Here is a 20127-nt window from a genome sequence, read left to right as displayed (position 1 = left end):
CAGGGCTATATCTGCCACGACTTTTGATGCAACCCGATAACGCTACAGGTGACCCATGGGCGAAACCCGTCATACCAAAACCCTGATCATCGGCTCGGGCCCGGCGGGCTATACCGCCGGGGTCTATGCCAGCCGCGCCATGTTGGAGCCGGTCCTTGTGCAGGGGATCGAACCGGGCGGGCAGTTGACCACCACGACCGAGGTCGAAAACTGGCCCGGCGACACCGAGGTACAGGGCCCCGACCTGATGGTGCGGATGGAGGCCCACGCCAAGGAAATGGGCTGTGAGATCATCGGCGATATCATCACCGAGCTGGATGTCGACAACCGCCCCTTCGTGGCCAAGGGGGACAGCGGCACCACCTATACCGCCGATAGCGTGATCCTGGCCACCGGCGCGCGGGCCAAGTGGCTGGGCCTTGACAGCGAAGAAGCCTTCAAGGGCTTTGGGGTTTCGGCCTGCGCCACCTGCGACGGGTTCTTCTATCGCGGCCAGGAGATCGTGGTTGTCGGCGGCGGCAACACCGCCGTTGAGGAGGCGCTGTTCCTGACGAATTTCGCGTCGAAAGTGACGCTCATCCACCGCCGCGACGAATTGCGCGCCGAGAAGATATTGCAGGACCGCCTGCTCAAGCATCCCAAGATCGAGCCGCTGTGGTTCCACGAGTTGGACGAGGTTCTGGGCGACGACAACCCCAAGGGCGTGACAGGCGTGCGCGTGAAGCACAGCAAGACCGGCGAAACCCAGGAGATCCCCTGCAAGGGGGTTTTCATCGCCATCGGCCATGCCCCGGCCAGCGAGTTGGTCAAGGGCAAGGTGGAGATGCACCACGGCGATTACGTGAAGGTCGAGCCGGGCAGCACCCGCACCTCGATCCCCGGTATCTTTGCCGCTGGCGACCTGACCGACCATATCTATCGTCAAGCGGTGACCAGCGCCGGGATGGGATGCATGGCGGCACTGGATGCCGAGAAATTCATCGCCGAGATGGAGGATGACGCACCGGCCCCCGAGGCCCATGTTCCGCAAGCCTGAACTCTGACCAACAGGGCGCGCCTGCGGCGCGGCAGGTTTGAGCGCGCTTTTGCGCGCCGTTTGAGGGGCTTTGCCCCTCGGCCTGCGGCCTCACCCCAGGATATTTTCGGCCAGAAGAAACCAAGGGTAACGGTTTTGATCCGGCTGGGCGATACGATTGGTCTGTCGTGACCTGAGCGGCGTTTGTGCCGCCTGTCTTGGCCGCGGAATGGAGAACGGCGCAGGCTTTGCTGCGCCGTTTGTCGACTTACCCGAATGCCAGGTCAGTTTGGCACGACCTCGCCGGTGGGCCGGGGCGTGCCGAGGGTTTCGGTCGGCAGGACCGGATAGATCACCTCGGGCATTTCGCCGGTGAGCGAGCCGAGGAAGGCCACGATGCTATCGACCTCGGGGGCGGTCAGTTCGGTGCCCAGTTGCGAGGTGCCCATGATGGCCACCGCCACTTCGAGATCCCAGACCTTGCCGGAGTGGAAATAGGGCGCGGTCTGGTCGATGTTGCGCAACGGTGCGGCGCGGAACACGTAGGAATCGTCGGCGGTCTCGGTCACCTGGAAGCGACCGCGGTCATCGGGCGGCAGCACGTCGGCGCCGGGTTTCTCGATCAGGCCGAAGGGGAAGTAGCCCGTACCGCCAAGGTTGACGCCGTTGTGGCAAGAGGCACAGCCCTTGTCCATGAACAGGGCAAGACCTTCCTTTTGCGCGTCCGTGAGGGCGGCATCGTCACCGTTGAGGTAGGCATCGAAGGGGGCGGGGGTGATCAATGTCGCCTCGTAGGCTTCGATCGCCTTGGCGAAGTTGTCGAAGGTGACCGGGTCTTCCTCATCCGGGAAGGAGGCTTTGAACCAGTCCTGATACTGCGGCATGGAGTTGAGCGTGGCGATCACGTTGTCGGGCGTATTGGCCATCTCGACGCCGGCCTGCACCGGGCCCTTGGCCTGTTCGGCAAGGTCCGCGGCGCGGCCATCCCAGAACTGCGCCTCGTTGAACACCGCGTTGAGAACGGTGGGCGAGTTGCGCGGCCCTTTCTGCCAGCCGTGGCCGATGGAGGTGGGCATGTTGTCATCGCCGCCGGTGGCGAGGTTGTGACAGGAGTTACAGGAAAATACCCCCGAAGCGGACATGCGCGGATCGAAGAACAGCGCCTTTCCGAGGTCGATCTTTTCGGGGGTGATGGGGTTGTTGGCCATCGCCGGCACGGTCGAGGGCACGGCGGCGAACATGGCAAGCGCATCGTCACGCAGTTCCGAGGCCTGCGCGGCGGTGCCCAGCGCAAGACATGATACGGTGCCGAGGACAACGGTCAGGGAATGTGGCATTAGGCTAATCTCCGAAGTCAAAGCTCGCGCGTTAGATTCATTCTAAACTTGGCCGCGCCGCTGAACCCTGATCCATGTCAATTCCGGTCAATTCCGGAATGCAGATTGGCGGATGCCGGAACAAATTTCCGGGTTTCATTTTCCGCGCGTCTTTTTTGCCTCTTTTGCGGAATTCTGAGTGCCACGCCTTGCCCCGATGCGAGCATCGGGTATATGGCACGCGCGACATGCGCGAACCGCGCAGCAGCAGCATATGACAGCAAAACAAATTCCGAGAGTAGCGATGTACCAGCCGAACATGGCCCCTATCCCCGAACTTTATGTTTCTTTCGACTCCGCACAGAAATTGAAGGTGGAAGCCGCGGACCTGACCAGTTGGGACATGAGCCCACGGCAGATTTGCGACCTGGAACTCTTGATGAATGGCGGGTTCAATCCGTTGAAGGGGTTCCTTTCGCAAGAGGATTACAACGGCGTTGTCGAGAACATGCGGCTGGCCGACGGGACGCTTTGGCCGATGCCCATCACGCTGGATGTTTCGGAAAGCTTTGCCGAGGGGGTCGAACTGGGCCAGGACATCGCCCTGCGCGACCAGGAAGGCGTGATCCTTGCCACGATGACGGTCACCGATTGCTGGACGCCCGACAAATCGCGCGAGGCCGAGAAGGTTTTCGGGGCCGATGACGAGGCGCATCCGGCGGTGAACTACCTGCATAACACGGCCGGCAAGGTTTACCTGGGCGGGCCGATCACCGGGATTCAGCAACCGGTGCACTATGATTTCCGCGGTCGCCGCGACACGCCCAATGAATTGCGCGCCTATTTCCGCAAGCTGGGCTGGCGCAAGGTTGTCGCCTTCCAGACCCGCAACCCGCTGCACCGTGCGCACCAGGAACTGACCTTCCGCGCCGCGAAAGAGGCCGAGGCGAACCTGTTGATCCATCCGGTGGTCGGCATGACCAAACCGGGGGACGTGGATCACTTTACCCGCGTGCGCTGTTACGAGGCGGTGCTGGACAAATACCCCGGCTCGACCACCACGATGAGCCTTTTGAACCTTGCCATGCGCATGGCCGGCCCGCGCGAGGCGGTCTGGCATGGCCTGATCCGCCGCAACCACGGCTGCACCCATTTCATCGTCGGCCGCGACCACGCGGGCCCCGGCAAGAACAGCCAAGGCGAAGATTTCTATGGCCCCTATGACGCGCAGGACCTGTTCCGCGAGCACCAGGACGAGATCGGCATCGAAATGGTCGACTTCAAGCACATGGTCTATGTGCAGGAGCGCGCCCAGTACGAAGCGATCGACGAGATCGAAGACAAGGATGACGTCACGATCCTGAACATCTCGGGCACCGAATTGCGCCGCCGCCTGCAGGAAGGGCTTGAGATTCCCGACTGGTTCTCGTTCCCCGAGGTGGTCAAGGAATTGCGCCGCACCAAGCCGCCGCGCAGCCAGCAGGGCTTTACCGTGTTCTTCACCGGGTTCTCCGGGTCCGGCAAATCGACCATTGCCAACGCGCTGATGGTCAAGCTGATGGAGATGGGCGGGCGCCCGGTGACGCTTCTGGATGGCGATATCGTGCGGAAAAACCTGTCAAGCGAACTGGGCTTTTCGAAAGAGCATCGCGACCTGAACATTCGCCGGATCGGCTATGTGGCCAGTGAGATCACCAAGAACGGTGGTATCGCGATCTGTGCGCCGATCGCGCCCTATGCCGCCACCCGCCGCGCCGTGCGCGAGGACGTCGAACAATACGGTGCCTTTGTCGAAGTGCATGTCGCCACCTCGATCGAGGAATGCGAACGGCGCGACCGTAAAGGCCTGTACAAGCTGGCACGCGAGGGCAAGATCAAGGAATTCACCGGGATTTCCGACCCCTATGACGTGCCTGCCGATCCCGAACTGCGGGTTGAGACCGAAGGCACCGAGGTGGACAACTGCGCCCACCAGGTAATCCTGAAGCTGGAGCAGATGGGCCTGATCGCGGGCTGAGCCGCCATTCGCGACAAGGGCCGCAAGGCCTGTGGAGCGCTTGTAATCCACGGGCCGCCCTTGCCGGGGCGGCCCGGTTTCGTTTAGGCGCAAGGCATGTACGCCATTTCGCTGACCTCGATTCCGCCACGGTTTGACCGGCTTGGGCCTGTCTTGGCCGCTCTTCTGGCACAGCGGCCCGCGCCCGTGGCTGTCTACCTGTGCCTGCCGCGCCGGTACCGGCGATTTACCGGAACAGTGCGCCCCCCTGCCCTGCCAGATGGGGTCAAGGTCTTGTGGTCCGACACGGATTTGGGCCCGGCGGGCAAGGCCATGATCGCCGCGCGGCACTTGGCCGGCAAGGTTAAGCGGTTGATCTATTGCGATGACGATTGGACCTGTGGCCCCGGCTGGGCGGCGGCGCTTTTGCAGGGCGCGGGCGATGGCGTGGCAAGCACGGGCCAAGGGTTTTCGGTCGGGCGCTTGAAACGGCAAAGCCGTGCCGCGCCGGGGTTCACCGATATTGCCCAAGGGTTTTCAGGCGTCTGCGTTGATCCGGCCTGGTTGGCGGCCCCGGACATGGTGCCCCCCGATGCGGCATGGCCCGTCGACGATATATGGCTGTCAGGGCAATTGGCCCGGCAGGGGATCGCGCTGCGAGAGGTGGCAAGGGCCCGTGCCGCGATGCGGCCTGCCTTTGATGATGCCCATGCCTTGCAGGCAGCAAGGGTCGGCGGCAAAGATCGGCAGGCGGCCAACCTGGCCTGCGCCGAGGCGTTGACCCGCCGCTATGGCATTTGGCCTGCGGCCTCAAGCACGGCACGGGCAGCGCGTCCGTAGACATCGCCGTAGTCGTCGGCTTGGCCGCGCGCGGCCTCAAGCGCAGGCAGACGCGCCGCATAATCGTCTTCGGACATCGCGCAAAGCGCCGCCCTTACATCCTCGGCGCTGTCGCAGATCACCATGCCCGAGGTATCGAAATAGTCGCCAATATTGGGGCAGCCCCAGTAGATCGGGACGGTTTTGCAAAGGATCGCATCGACCAGTTTCTCGGTGAAGTAATGCCGCTCTCGCACGTTTTCGATCACCACCGAGTAGCGATAGGGCGCAAGCCCGTCCGCCTTGTCCTTGAACGGCCGATACCCCCCGCCCATGACATCGAGGGCGATGCCTTGGGAATTCGCCCAATCGGCGATTTCGTGGCGCAGGGCGTGCCCCTCAAGCGAGCGTTTGGCCGATGCGATCAGCGAGCACATTTCGACCTTTTCGACCTCGATCTCCCGCCAATCCGGGACCCAGGTACTTCCAAAGGGGAAGAACAAGGCGTTGGGCAGGGTTGCGCATAGATCCTCGTAAAAGCTCAGCACCCGGAAAAAGCGCCGATAAGACAGGCGCAGGCGGCGCGCATGCTTGCCGTGGATCGCTTGCGGTTCGAGGATCATGACCGACACCTTGGCACGGGTGCCAAAGCCCAACCGCCAATGGATCATGCCGCGCGGGAAGACGAGCAGATGATCCTCCGGCGTGAGGTCGCGCAATGCACCGCCCTTCAGGCGGTCGGGCTGCCCCAAGGGCCAGATCATATCGTCAAGCGACAATACCCCCGGTGTCCAGCCCAGCTTGATATGGTTGGGCAAGATCGCGACAGCGGGCTTTTGTTGGGGCATGGGATACTCCGGTGATCTACACCGGGGTGATTAGGCGCTGTACGATCCCAAGGCAAGCGCAAGAGGTGGCGCAGACGCGCCACCAACAGGCGTTAGTGGACCGTCACCGGCTCCAGGTCGTTCTGACGGGCCAGGATAAAGGCCAGCCGCCGGTCACGCACCAGGGCAAGGCGTTCGCCCTCGGCGCTATGCACCGCGTAAAGCGTATCATTGCCCATGGCCTGTTCGCGGACGTCTTCGGGCAGGTCGGCCACTTTGACCGCGCGCACATAGACGATGGGACGGCCCGCATCGGCGCCGAAATCATATGGTGTCTGCATCTCGCTTACCCCTTGTTGATCTTGATCCGTTGCACCACGGTTTCCGGTTGGGCGCGGGTCAGGTCCACGTGCAGCAAACCGTTTTCCATGATCGCCTCGCCCACCTCGACACCATCGGCCAGCACGAAAGAACGCTGAAACTGCCGCGCGGCTATGCCACGGTGCAAGAAGATCCTGTTGTCGCTGTCGTCAGATTGACGGCCCCGGATCACCAGTTGCCGATCTTCGACGGTAATCGCCAGATCGTCCTCGCCAAAGCCGGCCACGGCCAGCGTGATACGATAGGAATTCTCCGAGGTTTGTTCGATATTGAAGGGCGGGTAACCTTCGTTGCCCGACTTGGCACTGCGTTCCAGCATGCGCTCCAATTGCTCGAACCCCAGCATGTAGGGGTGCGACCCCAGCGTCATTTTCGTCATCGACACGTCCTTCACCTAAAGCGACAGTCCTGTGTGCGGCCCCGTTCGCGGCGACCCCACAGGCAAAATATGGGGGCTGACCCGCGATGGTGCAAGGGCTTTGCGAAATCGGGCAAATACAGTATCTTAGAGGCTATCCATGATAAGGAATCGTAAGCCATGAACGCTTTTGGCGATCTGTCGATGAAATCCGACGAGGTGCTGCACGTCGAGTTGGAGGAATTCCGCCGCCAACACCGCGATCTGGACGAGGCGATTACCGCGCTTGAGGAAAAAGGCGCGCGCGATCCGCTGACCATCAAGCGGCTGAAACAGCAAAAACTGCGCCTCAAGGACATGATCGCCTATATCGAGGACAGGCTTTACCCGGACATTATTGCGTAAGCCCGCGTGATGCGTATAGTGCGCCCTTCATTGCAAGGGGCATGAAACATGGCACAGATCCAAGTGGGCATTATCATGGGAAGCCAATCCGATTGGCCCACCATGCGCGAGGCCGCCACTATCCTCGATGAACTGGGCGTGGCCTATGAGACCAAGATCGTCTCGGCCCACCGCACGCCGGACCGCCTGTGGACCTATGGCAAAACCGCCGCTGAGCGCGGGTTGAAAGTGATCATCGCGGGCGCTGGCGGTGCGGCTCACCTGCCCGGCATGATGGCCAGCAAGACACGTGTGCCCGTGGTGGGCGTGCCGGTTCAGACCAAGGCCCTTTCGGGGGTCGACAGCCTGTATTCCATTGTCCAGATGCCCAAGGGCTTTCCGGTGGCGACCATGGCCATTGGCGCGGCTGGCGCCGCCAATGCAGGGTTGATGGCCGCTGGTATCCTTGCCACCCATGACGATGCCCTTGCCACCCGCCTCGACGCATGGCGCGAGGCCCTTTCCGCCTCCATTCCAGATGAGCCACAAGATGACTGACCTCCTTTCCACCGGCACCACCATCGGCATCCTGGGCGGCGGCCAATTGGGCCGCATGCTTTCGGTCGCGGCCTCCCGCCTGGGGTTCAAGACCTGTGTGTTCGAACCGGGCGGCGATTGCCCAGCCAGCCATGTTTCCAACTTCCATTTCAAGGCCGCCTATGACGACGAAGCGGCCCTGCGCCGCTTTGCCGAGGCGGTGGACGTGGTGACCTACGAGTTCGAAAACATCCCCACCGCCGCGCTGGACCTGATCGAATCATTGGTGCCGGTGCACCCGGGGCGCGAGGCCCTGCGCGTCAGCCAGGACCGCCTGACCGAAAAGGATTTCCTGTCGGAACTGGGCCTGACCACGGCCCCCTATGCCGCGGTGACCACGGCCGAGGACCTGGAGGCCGCGATTGAAAAGATCGGCCTGCCCGCGATCCTGAAAACCCGGCGCTTTGGCTATGACGGCAAGGGGCAAGCGCGGATCATGCAGGCGGGCGACGCCGCAAGCGCGCTTGCGGATATGGCCGGGCAAGAGGCGATCCTTGAGGGGTTTGTCGAGTTTTCCCACGAGGTCTCCGTGATCGGCGCACGCAGTGCCGCGGGCGATGTGGCCTGTTTCGATCCGGGCGAGAACGTGCATGAAGGCGGCATCCTGCGCACAACCACCGTGCCCGCGCGCCTGAGCACCCCACAGCGCACCGATGCGGTGTTGATGGCGGGTAAAATCCTCAATGCCCTGGACTACGTGGGCGTGATGGGCGTTGAGCTTTTCGTGACACCGCAGGGCCTCGTGGTCAATGAAATCGCCCCGCGCGTGCACAACTCGGGCCACTGGACGCAGCAAGGCTGCACCGTTGATCAGTTCGAACAACACATCCGCGCCGTGGCGGGCTGGCCGCTTGGCGATGGCAGCCGCTATGCCGATGTGGTGATGGAAAACCTGATCGGCGATGACATGGACAAGGTGCCAAGCATCGCCAAAGAACGCGACGCCTCACTGCACCTCTACGGCAAGGCCGATGTGAAGCCGGGCCGCAAGATGGGCCACGTGAACCGGGTGGCGCGTCAGGACTGACCCTGCTGTCAAAAGGACGCGCCCTGCGGCGCGACAGGATCAGCGCGCTTTCGCGCGCCAAACGGGGGCGCTGCCCCCACTTTGAAAATAAGATTTTCAAAGCCCCCCGGGGTATTTCATCCAGGAAAAGCCCAAGGCATATGGTTTTTTCTTGGCCAAAACACTCCCGCCGGAGGCATCCGAGGAAACGGCCGAAGGCCGATGACGAGATATCAGGCGCGCGCAACAGCGCGCTCAATCAGGTCAGGCGGCGGATCCAGAATTGCAGCGGGTGGTCGGTTTCCTGCGCCTGGTCGATGTCTTTCCACGCGAACCGTGCGACCGCGCCCTCGACTGGCGTATAGCCACGCTTGCGCCAGAAGGGATCGAGCGGTTGGTAGTCATCGGGCCGCAGGGGGTGATCCGCCGGTCGTTGCACGCCGCAGAAAGCGGAATACCGGTGCCCCAGCGCCCGGGCGTGATCCTCTCGCGCGTCAAAGAACGCGTGGCCGATGCCATGCCCTCGGTACTCCGGCAACAGCACACTTTCGGCACAGTAGAAGATATCGCGAAGCGGAATCTCCTGCCTCGCAAAGGCCGCTGCGAAATCTTCGGCGTGGTCCTGCATCGGTGTGCCGGTCGAGGCCCCGATCAGGCGATCCCCGTCGAAGGCCCCCACAAGGATCGCGTCCTCGCTGTCGCGGTAGGTTTGCAGGTAGCTCTCTTCATAGGCCGCATCGCCGTCGTAGAGGTAGGGCCAGGCGCGGAACACCTCGATCCGAAGGCGCGCCACGTCGCCCAGCGCGCGGGCCAAGGCCTCACCGGTCAGCCGCTCCACCCGGATCATTTGGAGACCTGTTGCATCCAATCGGCAAGGTTGTAGTAGGTCACCACCCGGCTGATCAGCCCATCCTTGAGCGAAAAGAACGACCCGGCTGGCAGTCGATAGGTCTGCCCCTCGGCCTCGGGCAGCCCTTCGTCGGTTTCAAGGTAGGTCCCGTTGACCACGTATTCCGCCGCCCCGCGCGTGCCGTTCTCGGCCTCGAAGATCACCATGTCGGTCAGGTTTTCACGATAGCATCGGTTCATATGCTCGCAAAACGAGCGGAAAGCGTCTTTGCCTTTGCGTATCTCGCCTTCGTTGACGTGATGCGCCACGTCCTCGGACAGGCAGGCCAGCATTGCGGCCACATCGCCCCGGTTGAAAGCATCGAAATAGGCCTGGATCGTGGAATTGCTCATGTCTCGCTCCTTGGATCGCCCCAGCGTTCGGTGAGGTGGGAAATGATTTGATCGCGGGTCTGGCGATAGGCCTCCAGCTTGGCCTCGCGCGTTTCGCCAAGGCCCGTCGGGTCCATGATCGGCCAATAGACCACCTCAAGGTGAAAGACCCGGGTCAGTTCCAGCGCCCGGCGCTGGCTTGCGGGGCTTAGCGCCACGATCAGGTCGAAGGACGACAGGTCGTCGCCCCATTGCTCCATCTCGTCAAAGCTGCGGGTGCGGTGGCGGGCCAGTTCCACGCCGATCTCGTCGCAGACGGCGATGGAAAACCCGTCGATCTCCAGATCGCTTTTGACACCCGCCGATTGCACGTAGGTATCGGTGCCGTAAAACTTCTTCATGATGCCCTCGGCCATGGGCGAGCGCACGGCGTTGTGGTCGCAGCAAAAGAGCACCGATTGGGGAAGCTCCTGCACCATTCCCGCCTCAGCCCCCGAAATGCAAAACGCAGATCAGGGTAAACAGGCGGCGGGCGGTGTCGCTATCGACGCTGGCCTTGCCTTCAAGCCGTTCTTCAAGGATGCGCGCGCCCTCGTTGTGGATGCCGCGGCGGGCCATGTCGATGGTTTCGATCTGGCTGGGCGGCATGTTTTTCACCGCATCGAAATAGCTTTCGCAGATCGCCCAGTAATCCTTGACCACCTGCCGGAACGGCGACAGCGACAGGTGAAACTCTGCCGCCGGCTCATCGCCTTCGGTCCGGATATCGAAGACCAGCCGTTTTTCACGGATCGACAGGGCCACGCGATAGGGCCCCTGCGGCACCTCGCGCCCTTCGCGCGCGGGCAGGGCAAAGGAATTCTCTTCGATCAAATCGAACATCGCCACCTTGCGCTCCTGCTCGATCTCGGGCGTGGGCGGCGGCAGGTTGGCATCATCCAACTCGATATGGCTGATATAGGACATCGGTATCCCTCGCGGCGTTTATTGCCGGATCCCTAGCGCAGGCATGGCCATTGGGCAATGCAGGGCGGCGACGCGTTCCGGGGATTTTGCGGTGTTGTGGCATGTGGGGCGCGGCACGGCCCCCAGATGCGGGTCACTTTGCCTTAGCGGCTTTTCCCACCTCCTCCACGAGGATGGGCGCCCCCATGGTCATGGGCCGTGTCGTGCAAGGCGCCTTCCGCCGGACCCAACTGGTGATACAAGCACAAGGGCCCGGGGTTAATGCAGCACCCGGGCCCGGCGCGCCACGCGCCCGCGCCCCGCGCCGACCGGCACACAGGCCGCTTGCAAAAAGCCCACGAAAGCCCGCGCAGCCGGGCTTCGGGCCTCCTGCGCCGCCTCGGTCCTGAGGGCATCGCGCGCGGCCTGCGGCGTGGCATCACCGGGCATGGCGAATGCCCACTCCAGGAATCCAAGGCGCGCAGCGGTATCAGCCTCGGCCCCGGTGGCGGGCATGGCTTCCAAGCCATCCAGAATACGGGTGACAGTCATCTTTCGTTTCTCTTCCCCCGGCCACACCCCGGGCCGGACTGGGGCGAAGGGTACGAGGGGAAGCGGTCCATGACACGCGCCCACACCGCCCCCCGCGGCTTGACGTGACACAAGGCTGGTTTCCGGGCTTGGCGGGTCTGGCAAGGGCGCCTTCCCGGACCATGACGGCGGTCCAGTGGCCTGATGCCCTTGCCCCCAACCTTACCGTTGCGGGGGCAGCGCCGGTCTTTCACCGGCTTCCCAATTCTCCGCCCTGCGACATCTCGCACGGGCAGCACCTTGATATGAAAACCTTGTCGCAGGCCGCGGGCGCACGCAAGGATTCTTTCACCCCGTGCCGCGATTACCCCTCACCCCTTGGTGGCCGACACCGGCGGCGTCACCGCGCGGCCTTTCAAAACCGCCTCGCGCCAACTGATGAAGCTGATCGCGCCGACAATCACCAGGCCGCCCAGAACCACGAACAGATCGACCCCTTCGTTGAACACCAAAGCGCCCAGCGCAACGGCCCAGACAAGTTGCAGGAAGGTCACCGGCTGCGTCACCGCCAAGGGGGCAGCCCTGAAGGCCAGCGTCATCGTGAAATGCCCCCCCGTTGCTATACAGGCCACAGCGAACAGGATCAGGGTTTCCCATGGTGTGGGCCAGACCCAATCCATCGCCGCCAGGGGCGCAAGGCCAATGGTCACCGTGATCGACAGCATCGCCACCACCAGGCCCGGCCCGGCCTCCTGCGACAACCGCTTGGCCGCAAGGTAAGACGCCCCGAAGAAAATCGCCGTGAACAGCATCGCCAGATGCCCGGGGCCAACCTCGCGAAAACCCGGCCGCAGAATGATCAGCGCCCCGATAAGCGCCGCCACGATCGCCAGGATACGCCGTGCCGCCAAACGCTCGCCCAGAAACAGCGCCGCCCCCAGCGTAACGTAAATCGGCGCCAGGTAATTCATCGCCGTCACATCGGCGATGGGAATCCGCGCCATGGCATAAAACCACAGGGCCACGCCCACGGTATGCGCCAGCCCCCGCAGGCCGAAAAGCGACAGCACCCGCTTGCCGGGGCGCAACCGCCGCAACTGCCCGATGACCGGCAGCAAGAACACCAGCCCCAGCGCATAACGGATAAAGGCCGCCTCGGGCGCCGGAATGCGCGTGCCCAGCGTTTTGACAAGTGCCGTCACGCCCACGAATTGCAGGCCCGTCACCACCATCCAGAAGATGCCCCAGCCGGGGCGATTGCCTTGATCGGAACTCATGGGCGCATTTAGGGCGGCATTGCCCGGAATGAAAACCCCCCAAAAGCATTTCGCCGATGGCCCAGGTGAATCCCCCTACCCCCAAAAGCGGATTGCATGGCCACTCCTGCCCCTTTCTTCTGGCCCGAAATATCCTGGGGTACGTTGAAAATCTCATTTTCAACGAAGGGGCAAAGCCCCTCAATCGGCGCGCATAAGCGCGCTTATCCTGCGCGGCGTAGCCGCTCCTTTCGGTCAGGTGGGTCAGGCACACCTGGGCGGCACCCGCTTGCGTCAGGCCGCCTATGGCAGGGGAATGAATTCGTCGTCATCCCCCGGCGGCAATTGAAACCGGCCATGCGCCCAATCCCCTTCGGCCCAGGCCGCCTTGGCTGCCTCGATCTTTTCCCGGCTGGAGGCCACGAAATTCCACCAGATATAGCGCGGCCCGTTCAGGGTTTCGCCACCCAGCGCCATCACCCGCGCGCCCTGCTCCCCGGCTGTCAGGGTGATCGCGTCGCCGGGGCGAAAGACCATCATCTGCCCCGCCTCGAAAACCTCGCCAGCCACGCTGACCGCCCCTTGGGTCACGTACACCCCGCGATCCTCGTGATCGTCCGGCAGCGGTAGCTTGGCCCCCGCCTGCATCACCACATCGGCATAAAACATCTCGGAAAAACGGCTGACCGGCGCCTCGGCGCCCCAGCCGCGCCCCATGATCAGGCGCAATTCCTTGCCCTCTCCCTCCAGCACCGGCAAGGCCCCCTGCCCGTGATGTTCGAAACTGGCCTCACGCTCCTCGGCCCGTTCCGGCAGGGCCACCCAGGTCTGAACCCCGAACAACCGGCTTTGCCCCTTGCGCGTCGCTTCGCTGGTGCGTTCCGAATGGGTCACCCCGTGGCCCGCCACCATCCAGTTCACTTCGCCGGGGTGAATCATCTGATCGGTGCCCAGGCTGTCGCGATGCTGGAATTCGCCCTCGTAGAGATACGTCACCGTGCCAAGCCCGATATGCGGATGCGGGCGCACGTCGATCCCTTGCCCCGTCAAGAACTCTGCCGGTCCCATCTGGTCGAAGAAGATGAACGGCCCCACCATCTGCCGCCGTGGCGCGGGCAAGGCCCGCCGCACCTCGAAGCCGCCAATATCCCGCGCCCGCGGCACGATAAGGGTTTCGATGTCGTCAAGGCTCCCGGCCTCGGGGCACTGCGGTTCTAACGTGGGGTTCCAACTCATGGCGGTTCTCCGGTCCGGTTTGCAAGGATGATAGCAAATCCTGGCGCCCGGTCGCTACGGCACCCCCGCACATAGTCTGTGCAGCCGCCTCACCCCAACAAAAGCTTGGCGGCGATGGCCCACATGGTCAGCCCGACGATCAGGTCCAACACCCGCCAGCTGGACGGCCGCCGGAAAAACGGCGCCAAAAGCCGCGCCCCATAGCCAAGCATGAAGAAAAAGCTGAAACTCGCCGTCACCGCCCCCGCGCCGAAGCCCAGCCGGTTGTCGTACTGGGCGGAGATTGACCCAAGCAAAACCACCGTATCAAGGTAAACATGCGGGTTCAGCCAGGTCAGTGCCAGGCAAGTCAGGACCGCCCGCCAAAGGCTTCCCGCCGCTTCTCCGGCCTCCAGAACCTCGCCACCGCGCCAGGCGGCCAAAAGGTTCTGCGCGCCGTACCACAGCAAAAAGGCAACGCCGCCGAACAACATCACCTGCGCAATCCCCGGCGCCGCCCGCGCCAAGGCGCCAAAGCCCGACACCCCCGCCGCGATCAACACCGCATCCGAGGCCCCGCAGAGCACGACAAGAGGCAAGACATGCTCGCGCCGCAACCCCTGCCGCAGGACAAAGGCATTCTGCGCCCCGATCGCCAGGATCAGCGAAAACCCCAGAAGATACCCATCAATCACCGCCTGCATCGGTCACCCTTTCCCTTGCGTCCGGGTTTGCCTACGGCCTGATACATGGTTAAACAAATTAAAATTTGTGCATCATGATAAGAAATACTTAACGCAATATCTCGGGACCCATCTTGGCCCACAGCCCGACCACCCACGGCCACAGGCCCGGGATCGGCATCAGCGCGCCGGGTGACACACCGCCGATCCCGCCAAGCAAAATCCCGGGCCCTCTGACCGGCGCCGTCGAAATGTACAAAAAGCCTGTATAAAACGTACGTTTTGTACAGAATTCCATGCGCCCGACGGCAGGCAATACCCGGCTTTCGCCTTACCCTTCGTTGAGGTGATTCAACCTTGCCCGCACGCTCAACCCATGCGCTTCCAGGCTTTCGGAAATCGCCAATGTTTCGGCAGCCGGGCCAATGGCGCGCAAGGCTTCGGGGGTCATCCGTGCCAGCGTGGTGCGTTTGACGAAATCCATGACCGACAGGCCACTGCTAAACCGCGCCGAGCGCGCCGTGGGCAGCACGTGGTTCGGCCCGCCGACGTAATCGCCGATGGCCTCGGGTGTCCAGGCACCAAGAAAAATCGCCCCCGCGTGGGTGATTTTCCGGCTCAAGCCTTCGGCATCCGCCACGCAAAGCTCAAGGTGTTCGGGCGCGATGCGGTTGGACAATTCCGCTGCTTTTTCAAGGTTTTGCACCGTGATGATCGCGCCGAAGTCACGCCAGCTTGCGCCAGCGATCTCGCGGCGTTCAAGGCTCATCAGGTTACGCTCGATCGCCGCCTCGACCGCCTTGGCCATCGCCCGGTCATCGGTGATCAGGATGGCCTGCGCGCTTTCGTCATGTTCGGCTTGGCTGAGCATATCCAAGGCCAGCCAATCGGGGTTATTGTCGCGGTCGGCAATCACAAGGATTTCCGAAGGCCCCGCGATCATGTCGATCCCCACCTTGCCGAACACCCGGCGCTTGGCCGCGGCCACGAAGGCATTGCCCGGCCCGGTGATTTTATCAACGGGGGCAATGGTTTGCGTGCCATAGGCCAAGGCCGCCACCGCCTGCGCCCCGCCAATGCGATAGATCTCGTCAACCCCCGCAATCCGGGCCGCCAACAGCACAAGCGGGTTGGCCTGCCCGTCGGGCGTGGGCACCACGATGGCCAGCCGCTCGACCCCCGCCACCTTGGCCGGGATGGCATTCATCAGCACCGAAGACGGGTAAGAGGCCAGACCACCCGGCACATACAAACCCGCCGCCGAAACCGGCGTCCAACGCCAGCCCAAGGTGGCCCCGCTTTCGTCGGTCCAGCTTTCATCGGCGGGCACCTGGCGTTCGTGATAGGCGCGGATACGCGCCGCGGCCAGTTCCAGCGCCTCGCGTTCATGCGCCGGGACTTGTGCGACCAAGTCATTGATTTCACTTTCGGAAAACCGCAGCGTTTCGGGCGTCAGATCAAGCCGGTCGAACTTGGCCGTCAACTCGATCAAGGCGGCATCGCCGCGTTCGCGCACGTCCTTGATGATCGCGGCGACCGTGTCATCCACATCCGGCGAATCTTCGCGCTTGGCGCTCAGAAGGGCCGTGAACTGCGCCTCGAAATCGGCGGCATCGGCGTCAAGAAATACCGGCATCTGGTCTGCCTCCTTAAAGCGTTTCGCAAAAACCTGAATCACTGATTTTTGCGAAACGCAGTGCTCCGCTTAATCGTTGCGCGCGTTCCGCCATTTTCTGATGCCTCAGGTAAAAGGTGGAACGCTTTGGTTTCGCCCCTCACTTAGACCGATGCGGCCCAAGCCTCAAGCGCACAAGGGCCGTTGATGGTGGTCAACGCAAGCATCGAATTCCTTTTCCACTATGCAAGCAGGCCGCCATTGGCCTCCAGAAGGAAGGAAAAGCAATGACACGTTTGACACCACTCACCATGCTCGCCCTCGCCCTGACGTTCGGGACAAGCCCCGCCATGACCGAAGAGGCGGGCAAGAGCGAATACATGAACAGTTGCGCCACCTGCCACGGCGAGATGGCGGATGGAGCCGGCCCCTTGGCCGAACTGATGACCGTCCCCGTACCGTCGCTCACTGATCTAAGCGCGCGGAATGACGGGGTTTTTCCCATGCTTCGGGTGATTCACTCAATCGACGGGCGGCCCGGGATCAAGGGGCATGGGTATCCGATGCCGGTCTGGGGCAAACGGTTTCAGACGGATATCGAGAATACCGGCCCCTATGGTGCGGAAACCATCGTACGTGGGCGCATCCTGTCCCTGGCGCTTTACCTGGAATCGATTCAGGAGTGATCGGGCACCTTGCCCGAGGGTGCACGATACGGGCGCGTGACATCCTTCAATGAGACATCCAGCGCCTCGATCTCAAGGCGGATGGCCCCGTCGCCCGCCAGCGTCAGGATCAAGTGCCCGCTGCCCTCCTCGCCCGGCTCGAAGCTGACAGACAGCAGCGACAGCACGGTATCGCGGTCACCCCGATCAATACCTTGGCTGGCGACGCGCAGAACGTTGTCCACCACCAGAAGGGATTGCACGCGCTCTGGATCGTGGCGGGTGCGGCCCTGATCTTCCCAGCGGAAGCGATTGAGAAGAATGGCAAAACGCCGTTCCCCGGCGCGCCATGTCATCTCGGTGATCGGGAAAATCGCATCCTGCGCAAGCGACGAGACAACCTGCAAATCCTCGGGGTCCATGGCCCCGAGGTTCAGCGGGGCCTCGGCCCCGTCTTCAAATCTGGCGTCTTCGCTCATTGCCCCGATACCCGTTCGATATGGGCACCGACATTGCCCAGTTTCTCTTCGACCCGCTCATAGCCGCGGTCAAGGTGATAGACGCGGTTGACGATCGTCTCGCCCTCGGCGGCCAGCCCTGCAAGAATCAAAGACACGCTGGCGCGCAGATCGGTGGCCATGACCGGCGCCCCCTTGAGGCGTTCAACCCCCGTCACCGTGGCGGTGCCGCCCTGCACGTCGATCTCGGCCCCCATGCGCATCAGCTCGGGCGCGTGCATGAAGCGGTTTTCAAAGATTTTTTCTTCCAGAACGCTGGTGCCTTCCGCGGTACACATCAGGGCCATCATCTGTGCCTGCAGGTCGGTGGGGAACCCGGGGAAAGGCTCGGTCGTGACGTCCACGGCGCGCACGCGTCCGTTGCGGCGCGCGACCTTGAGGCCCTTGTCGGTTTCCGTCACCTCGATCCCTGCGGCATCCAGTTTTTCACAAAACGCGCCCAGAAGATCGATCCGCCCGCCAAGGCATTCCACCTCGCCGCCGCATATCGCCGGGGCCAGCATGTAGGTGCCCAGTTCGATCCGGTCGGTAACCACCGGATGCGTCGCCCCGCCAAGGCGTTCCACGCCCTGAATGGTGATCGTATCGGTGCCGTCGCCTTCGATCTGCGCACCCATCCGGCGCAGGCAATCGGCAAGGTCTACGATCTCGGGTTCCCGCGCGGCATTCTTCAAAACCGTTGTACCCTTGGCCAAAGTCGCCGCCATCAGGGCGTTTTCCGTGGCCCCGACGGAAACGACAGGAAACTCAAAGGTGCCGCCCTTCAGGCCGCCGGGGGCCTTGGCATGCACATAGCCTTCTTTCAGCTCCAACTCCGCGCCCATGGCCTCAAGCGCCTTGAGGTGCAGGTCAACGGGCCGCGCGCCGATGGCACAGCCGCCGGGCAAGGACACCACCGCATGGCCATCCCGCGCAAGCATCGGCCCCAGCACGAGGATGGAGGCCCGCATCTTGCGCACGATATCGTAGTCGGCAACGTGATTGTCGAGCGCGTGGCTCGACATCACCAAGACCTGACCATCCTGCAGTTGCGACACCTCGCACCCCAGCGATTGCAGCAGCGCCGACATGGTCTTGATGTCCGACAGGCGCGGCGCATTGGTCAGCGTCAGCGGCTCGTCGCTCAGAAGCGTGGCGGGCATCAGCGTGAGGCAGGCGTTCTTGGCCCCCGCAATGGGGATTTGCCCGTTCAGCGGCCCATTGCCCTTCACAATAATCGAATCCATCGGTTAGTTGTCCTTCTGCTCGGGCGTCTCTGCCTCGTCTGGTGCCTTGCGGCCACGCGTTTGCGCCTTACGCCTTGCAAGGTTGGCCTTCAAGGCCGCCTTGAGGCGGGTTTCGCGATCTTCCGCCCGTTTGCCGGGCTTCTGGGGTGTCGTCTTTTTTTCCATACCCCCTTCCTACAGCAGGTGTAAAAAAGCGTCCAGATAACCCTTGCGCCCTCGTAAAGAAGGGTCTAAGGAGCGCGCCACGAGTTGCTGCTGTAGCTCAGTGGTAGAGCGCACCCTTGGTAAGGGTGAGGTCGGGAGTTCAATCCTCCCCAGCAGCACCATTTCCCCTTTTTGGCGGATTGACGCGCATGGCTTGGCCGGCTTGCGAAAGTGCCCCTTTCACAGGGCGCGGTGCCGCTCTATAAGGGCATCCGGCCCGTCTCGGCATGAGTCGCGGCCCCAATACCTATTCGGATCACAGGACGCCGACGCATATGCCGCTTTTTCAGAATATTCCCAGCTTGTTCTCGTCGGACATGGCAATCGACCTCGGAACCGCGAACACGCTGGTCTACGTCAAGGGCCGCGGTGTTATCCTGTCAGAGCCGTCGGTGGTGGCCTATCACGTCAAGGATGGTGTGAAGAAGGTTCTTGCCGTCGGCGAAGACGCCAAGCTGATGCTGGGGCGGACCCCCGGCAGCATCGAGGCGATCCGCCCCATGCGCGAAGGTGTGATTGCCGATTTCGATACAGCCGAGGCGATGATCAAGCACTTTATCCGCAAGGTGCACAAGCGCTCGACCTTCTCGAAGCCCAAGATCATTGTATGTGTGCCGCATGGCGCGACCCCGGTGGAAAAACGCGCCATTCGCCAATCGGTCCTGTCCGCCGGTGCGCGCCGCGCGGGCCTTGTGGCCGAACCGATCGCGGCGGCCATCGGCGCGGGCATGCCCATCACCGACCCCACCGGCAACATGGTTGTCGACATTGGCGGCGGGACAACCGAAGTGGCCGTTCTATCGCTGGGCGATATCGTTTACGCGCGTTCGGTTCGCGTCGGCGGCGACCGTATGGATGAGGCGATCATCAGCTACCTGCGCCGTCAACAGAACCTTCTGGTGGGTGAGGCCACCGCCGAACGCATCAAGACCTCGATCGGCACGGCGCGCATGCCCGATGACGGGCGCGGCGCGTCGATGCAGATCCGGGGGCGTGACCTTTTGAACGGTGTGCCGAAGGAAACCGAAATCAGCCAGGCCCAGGTTGCCGAGGCCTTGGCCGAACCGGTTCAAACCATCTGCGAGGCGGTGATGACCGCGCTGGAAGCGACCCCGCCCGACCTGGCCGCCGACATCGTTGACCGTGGTGTTATGCTAACCGGTGGCGGTGCCCTTCTTGGTGATCTGGACCTGGCCCTGCGCGAGCAAACCGGGCTGGCCGTGTCGATTGCCGATGACAGCCTGAATTGCGTGGCACTTGGCACCGGTAAAGCGCTAGAGTTTGAGAAACAGCTTCGTCCGGCGATTGATTACGATAGCTGACAGGCGCAGATTTTCGTTCCACAGGCG

At 62.8% G+C, this 20127-nt stretch carries 24 protein-coding genes, 1 tRNA gene and 1 riboswitch; of the genes, 9 read left to right on the top strand and 16 right to left on the bottom strand.

Going from position 1 to position 20127, the window contains the following annotated elements; genetic code table 11:
• Positions 1-55: 55 nt before the first annotated feature.
• Positions 56-1036: a thioredoxin-disulfide reductase gene (gene trxB, locus RBB32_RS06695; protein WP_306151928.1), complete on the top strand. Its 981-nt coding sequence runs from the start codon at positions 56-58 to the stop codon at positions 1034-1036.
• A gap of 263 nt (positions 1037-1299) precedes the next feature.
• Here the strand turns inward: trxB and RBB32_RS06690 are convergent, their stop codons facing one another.
• Positions 1300-2352, bottom strand: a complete 1053-nt coding sequence (locus tag RBB32_RS06690) for a cytochrome-c peroxidase (RefSeq protein WP_306151927.1) — start codon at positions 2350-2352, stop codon at positions 1300-1302.
• 283 nt (positions 2353-2635) lie between these two features.
• Here RBB32_RS06690 and RBB32_RS06685 point away from each other — a divergent pair, with 283 nt between their 5' ends.
• Entirely contained in the window at positions 2636-4348 is a 1713-nt protein-coding gene (locus RBB32_RS06685) for a bifunctional sulfate adenylyltransferase/adenylylsulfate kinase (RefSeq protein ID WP_306152049.1), read from the top strand.
• Positions 4349-4444: 96 nt separating this feature from the next.
• Entirely contained in the window at positions 4445-5167 is a 723-nt protein-coding gene (locus RBB32_RS06680; RefSeq protein WP_306151926.1) for a hypothetical protein, read from the top strand.
• Here the strand turns inward: RBB32_RS06680 and RBB32_RS06675 are convergent.
• The 3 genes from RBB32_RS06675 to RBB32_RS06665 all read right to left on the bottom strand — a co-directional run bounded on the left by RBB32_RS06675 (position 5116) and on the right by RBB32_RS06665 (position 6733).
• Positions 5116-5994: a hypothetical protein gene (locus RBB32_RS06675; RefSeq protein ID WP_306151925.1), complete on the bottom strand. Its 879-nt coding sequence runs from the start codon at positions 5992-5994 to the stop codon at positions 5116-5118. The two genes, RBB32_RS06680 and RBB32_RS06675, sit on opposite strands and share 52 nt — an antisense overlap.
• A 92-nt stretch (positions 5995-6086) precedes the next feature.
• A complete protein-coding gene (locus RBB32_RS06670) occupies positions 6087-6314 on the bottom strand; it encodes a DUF1150 family protein (RefSeq protein WP_306151924.1) in 228 nt (75 codons plus the stop codon).
• A 5-nt stretch (positions 6315-6319) separates the two neighbouring features.
• Entirely contained in the window at positions 6320-6733 is a 414-nt protein-coding gene (locus RBB32_RS06665; protein ID WP_306151923.1) for an Hsp20 family protein, read from the bottom strand.
• Between the two features lie 159 nt (positions 6734-6892).
• On the opposite strand from RBB32_RS06665, the gene RBB32_RS06660 reads away from it, so the two are divergent.
• From RBB32_RS06660 to RBB32_RS06650, 3 genes are read left to right on the top strand one after another with little or no spacing between them, the layout of a single operon-like run.
• Positions 6893-7117, top strand: coding sequence for a YdcH family protein (locus RBB32_RS06660; RefSeq protein WP_154149667.1), 225 nt, complete (start codon positions 6893-6895; stop codon positions 7115-7117).
• A gap of 48 nt (positions 7118-7165) precedes the next feature.
• Positions 7166-7654, top strand: a complete 489-nt coding sequence (purE, locus tag RBB32_RS06655) for a 5-(carboxyamino)imidazole ribonucleotide mutase (protein ID WP_306151922.1) — start codon at positions 7166-7168, stop codon at positions 7652-7654.
• Positions 7647-8720: a 5-(carboxyamino)imidazole ribonucleotide synthase gene (locus tag RBB32_RS06650; RefSeq protein ID WP_306151921.1), complete on the top strand. Its 1074-nt coding sequence runs from the start codon at positions 7647-7649 to the stop codon at positions 8718-8720. Before purE ends, RBB32_RS06650 begins: the two co-directional genes overlap by 8 nt.
• A 238-nt stretch (positions 8721-8958) precedes the next feature.
• Here RBB32_RS06650 and RBB32_RS06645 read toward each other — a convergent pair whose 3' ends face one another.
• The 9 genes from RBB32_RS06645 to hisD form a co-directional block, all read right to left on the bottom strand.
• On the bottom strand, positions 8959-9546 hold the full coding sequence (locus RBB32_RS06645) for a GNAT family N-acetyltransferase (protein ID WP_306151920.1): 588 nt from the start codon (positions 9544-9546) through the stop codon (positions 8959-8961).
• Positions 9543-9941 carry a ketosteroid isomerase-related protein gene (locus RBB32_RS06640; protein ID WP_306151919.1) on the bottom strand — a complete coding sequence of 133 codons (399 nt, stop codon included), beginning with the start codon at positions 9939-9941 and terminating at the stop codon, positions 9543-9545. The genes RBB32_RS06645 and RBB32_RS06640 overlap by 4 nt, the downstream gene beginning before the upstream one ends.
• A complete protein-coding gene (locus tag RBB32_RS06635; RefSeq protein WP_306151918.1) occupies positions 9938-10399 on the bottom strand; it encodes a low molecular weight phosphatase family protein in 462 nt (153 codons plus the stop codon). Before RBB32_RS06635 ends, RBB32_RS06640 begins: the two co-directional genes overlap by 4 nt.
• A 7-nt stretch (positions 10400-10406) precedes the next feature.
• Positions 10407-10886, bottom strand: a complete 480-nt coding sequence (locus RBB32_RS06630) for a UPF0262 family protein (RefSeq protein ID WP_306151917.1) — start codon at positions 10884-10886, stop codon at positions 10407-10409.
• A 258-nt stretch (positions 10887-11144) separates the two neighbouring features.
• On the bottom strand, positions 11145-11417 hold the full coding sequence (locus tag RBB32_RS06625) for a hypothetical protein (protein WP_306151916.1): 273 nt from the start codon (positions 11415-11417) through the stop codon (positions 11145-11147).
• A 95-nt stretch (positions 11418-11512) separates the two neighbouring features.
• Positions 11513-11714: riboswitch (cobalamin riboswitch) on the bottom strand.
• A 53-nt stretch (positions 11715-11767) separates the two neighbouring features.
• On the bottom strand, positions 11768-12673 hold the full coding sequence (locus tag RBB32_RS06620; RefSeq protein WP_306151915.1) for a DMT family transporter: 906 nt from the start codon (positions 12671-12673) through the stop codon (positions 11768-11770).
• 282 nt (positions 12674-12955) lie between these two features.
• On the bottom strand, positions 12956-13888 hold the full coding sequence (locus tag RBB32_RS06615) for a pirin family protein (protein WP_306151914.1): 933 nt from the start codon (positions 13886-13888) through the stop codon (positions 12956-12958).
• Positions 13889-13977: 89 nt separating this feature from the next.
• A complete protein-coding gene (locus RBB32_RS06610) occupies positions 13978-14571 on the bottom strand; it encodes a LysE/ArgO family amino acid transporter (protein ID WP_306151913.1) in 594 nt (197 codons plus the stop codon).
• Between the two features lie 310 nt (positions 14572-14881).
• Positions 14882-16186: a histidinol dehydrogenase gene (gene hisD, locus RBB32_RS06605; RefSeq protein ID WP_306151912.1), complete on the bottom strand. Its 1305-nt coding sequence runs from the start codon at positions 16184-16186 to the stop codon at positions 14882-14884.
• A 266-nt stretch (positions 16187-16452) separates the two neighbouring features.
• Between hisD and RBB32_RS06600 the strand changes: the two genes are divergently transcribed.
• A complete protein-coding gene (locus RBB32_RS06600) occupies positions 16453-16851 on the top strand; it encodes a c-type cytochrome (RefSeq protein WP_306151911.1) in 399 nt (132 codons plus the stop codon).
• Here the strand turns inward: RBB32_RS06600 and RBB32_RS06595 are convergent.
• Genes RBB32_RS06595 through RBB32_RS06585 form a run of 3 tightly spaced genes read right to left on the bottom strand, consistent with a single transcriptional unit; the run spans position 16842 to position 18739 of the window.
• A complete protein-coding gene (locus RBB32_RS06595) occupies positions 16842-17309 on the bottom strand; it encodes a DUF2948 family protein (protein ID WP_306151910.1) in 468 nt (155 codons plus the stop codon). The genes RBB32_RS06600 and RBB32_RS06595 overlap by 10 nt on opposite strands.
• Positions 17306-18574 (bottom strand): UDP-N-acetylglucosamine 1-carboxyvinyltransferase, encoded by a 1269-nt coding sequence (gene murA, locus RBB32_RS06590; RefSeq protein ID WP_306151909.1) that lies wholly within the window; start codon positions 18572-18574, stop codon positions 17306-17308. Before murA ends, RBB32_RS06595 begins: the two co-directional genes overlap by 4 nt.
• A 3-nt stretch (positions 18575-18577) precedes the next feature.
• The gene (locus RBB32_RS06585) at positions 18578-18739 is read right to left on the bottom strand and encodes a hypothetical protein (protein WP_306151908.1); all 162 of its coding nucleotides are present in this window, start codon (positions 18737-18739) and stop codon (positions 18578-18580) included.
• Between the two features lie 86 nt (positions 18740-18825).
• On the opposite strand from RBB32_RS06585, the gene RBB32_RS06580 reads away from it, so the two are divergent.
• A tRNA-Thr gene (locus RBB32_RS06580) sits at positions 18826-18900 on the top strand.
• A gap of 153 nt (positions 18901-19053) precedes the next feature.
• Complete coding sequence (locus tag RBB32_RS06575; RefSeq protein ID WP_306151907.1) at positions 19054-20100, top strand: rod shape-determining protein; 1047 nt, start codon at positions 19054-19056, stop codon at positions 20098-20100.
• The last annotated feature ends 27 nt before the right edge of the window (positions 20101-20127 follow it).

The sequence above is a fragment of the Roseovarius sp. MMSF_3281 genome (genome assembly GCF_030733685.1).
Taxonomy (GTDB): Bacteria; Pseudomonadota; Alphaproteobacteria; order Rhodobacterales; family Rhodobacteraceae; genus Roseovarius.
This window is presented reverse-complemented; position numbering and strand designations above follow the sequence as displayed.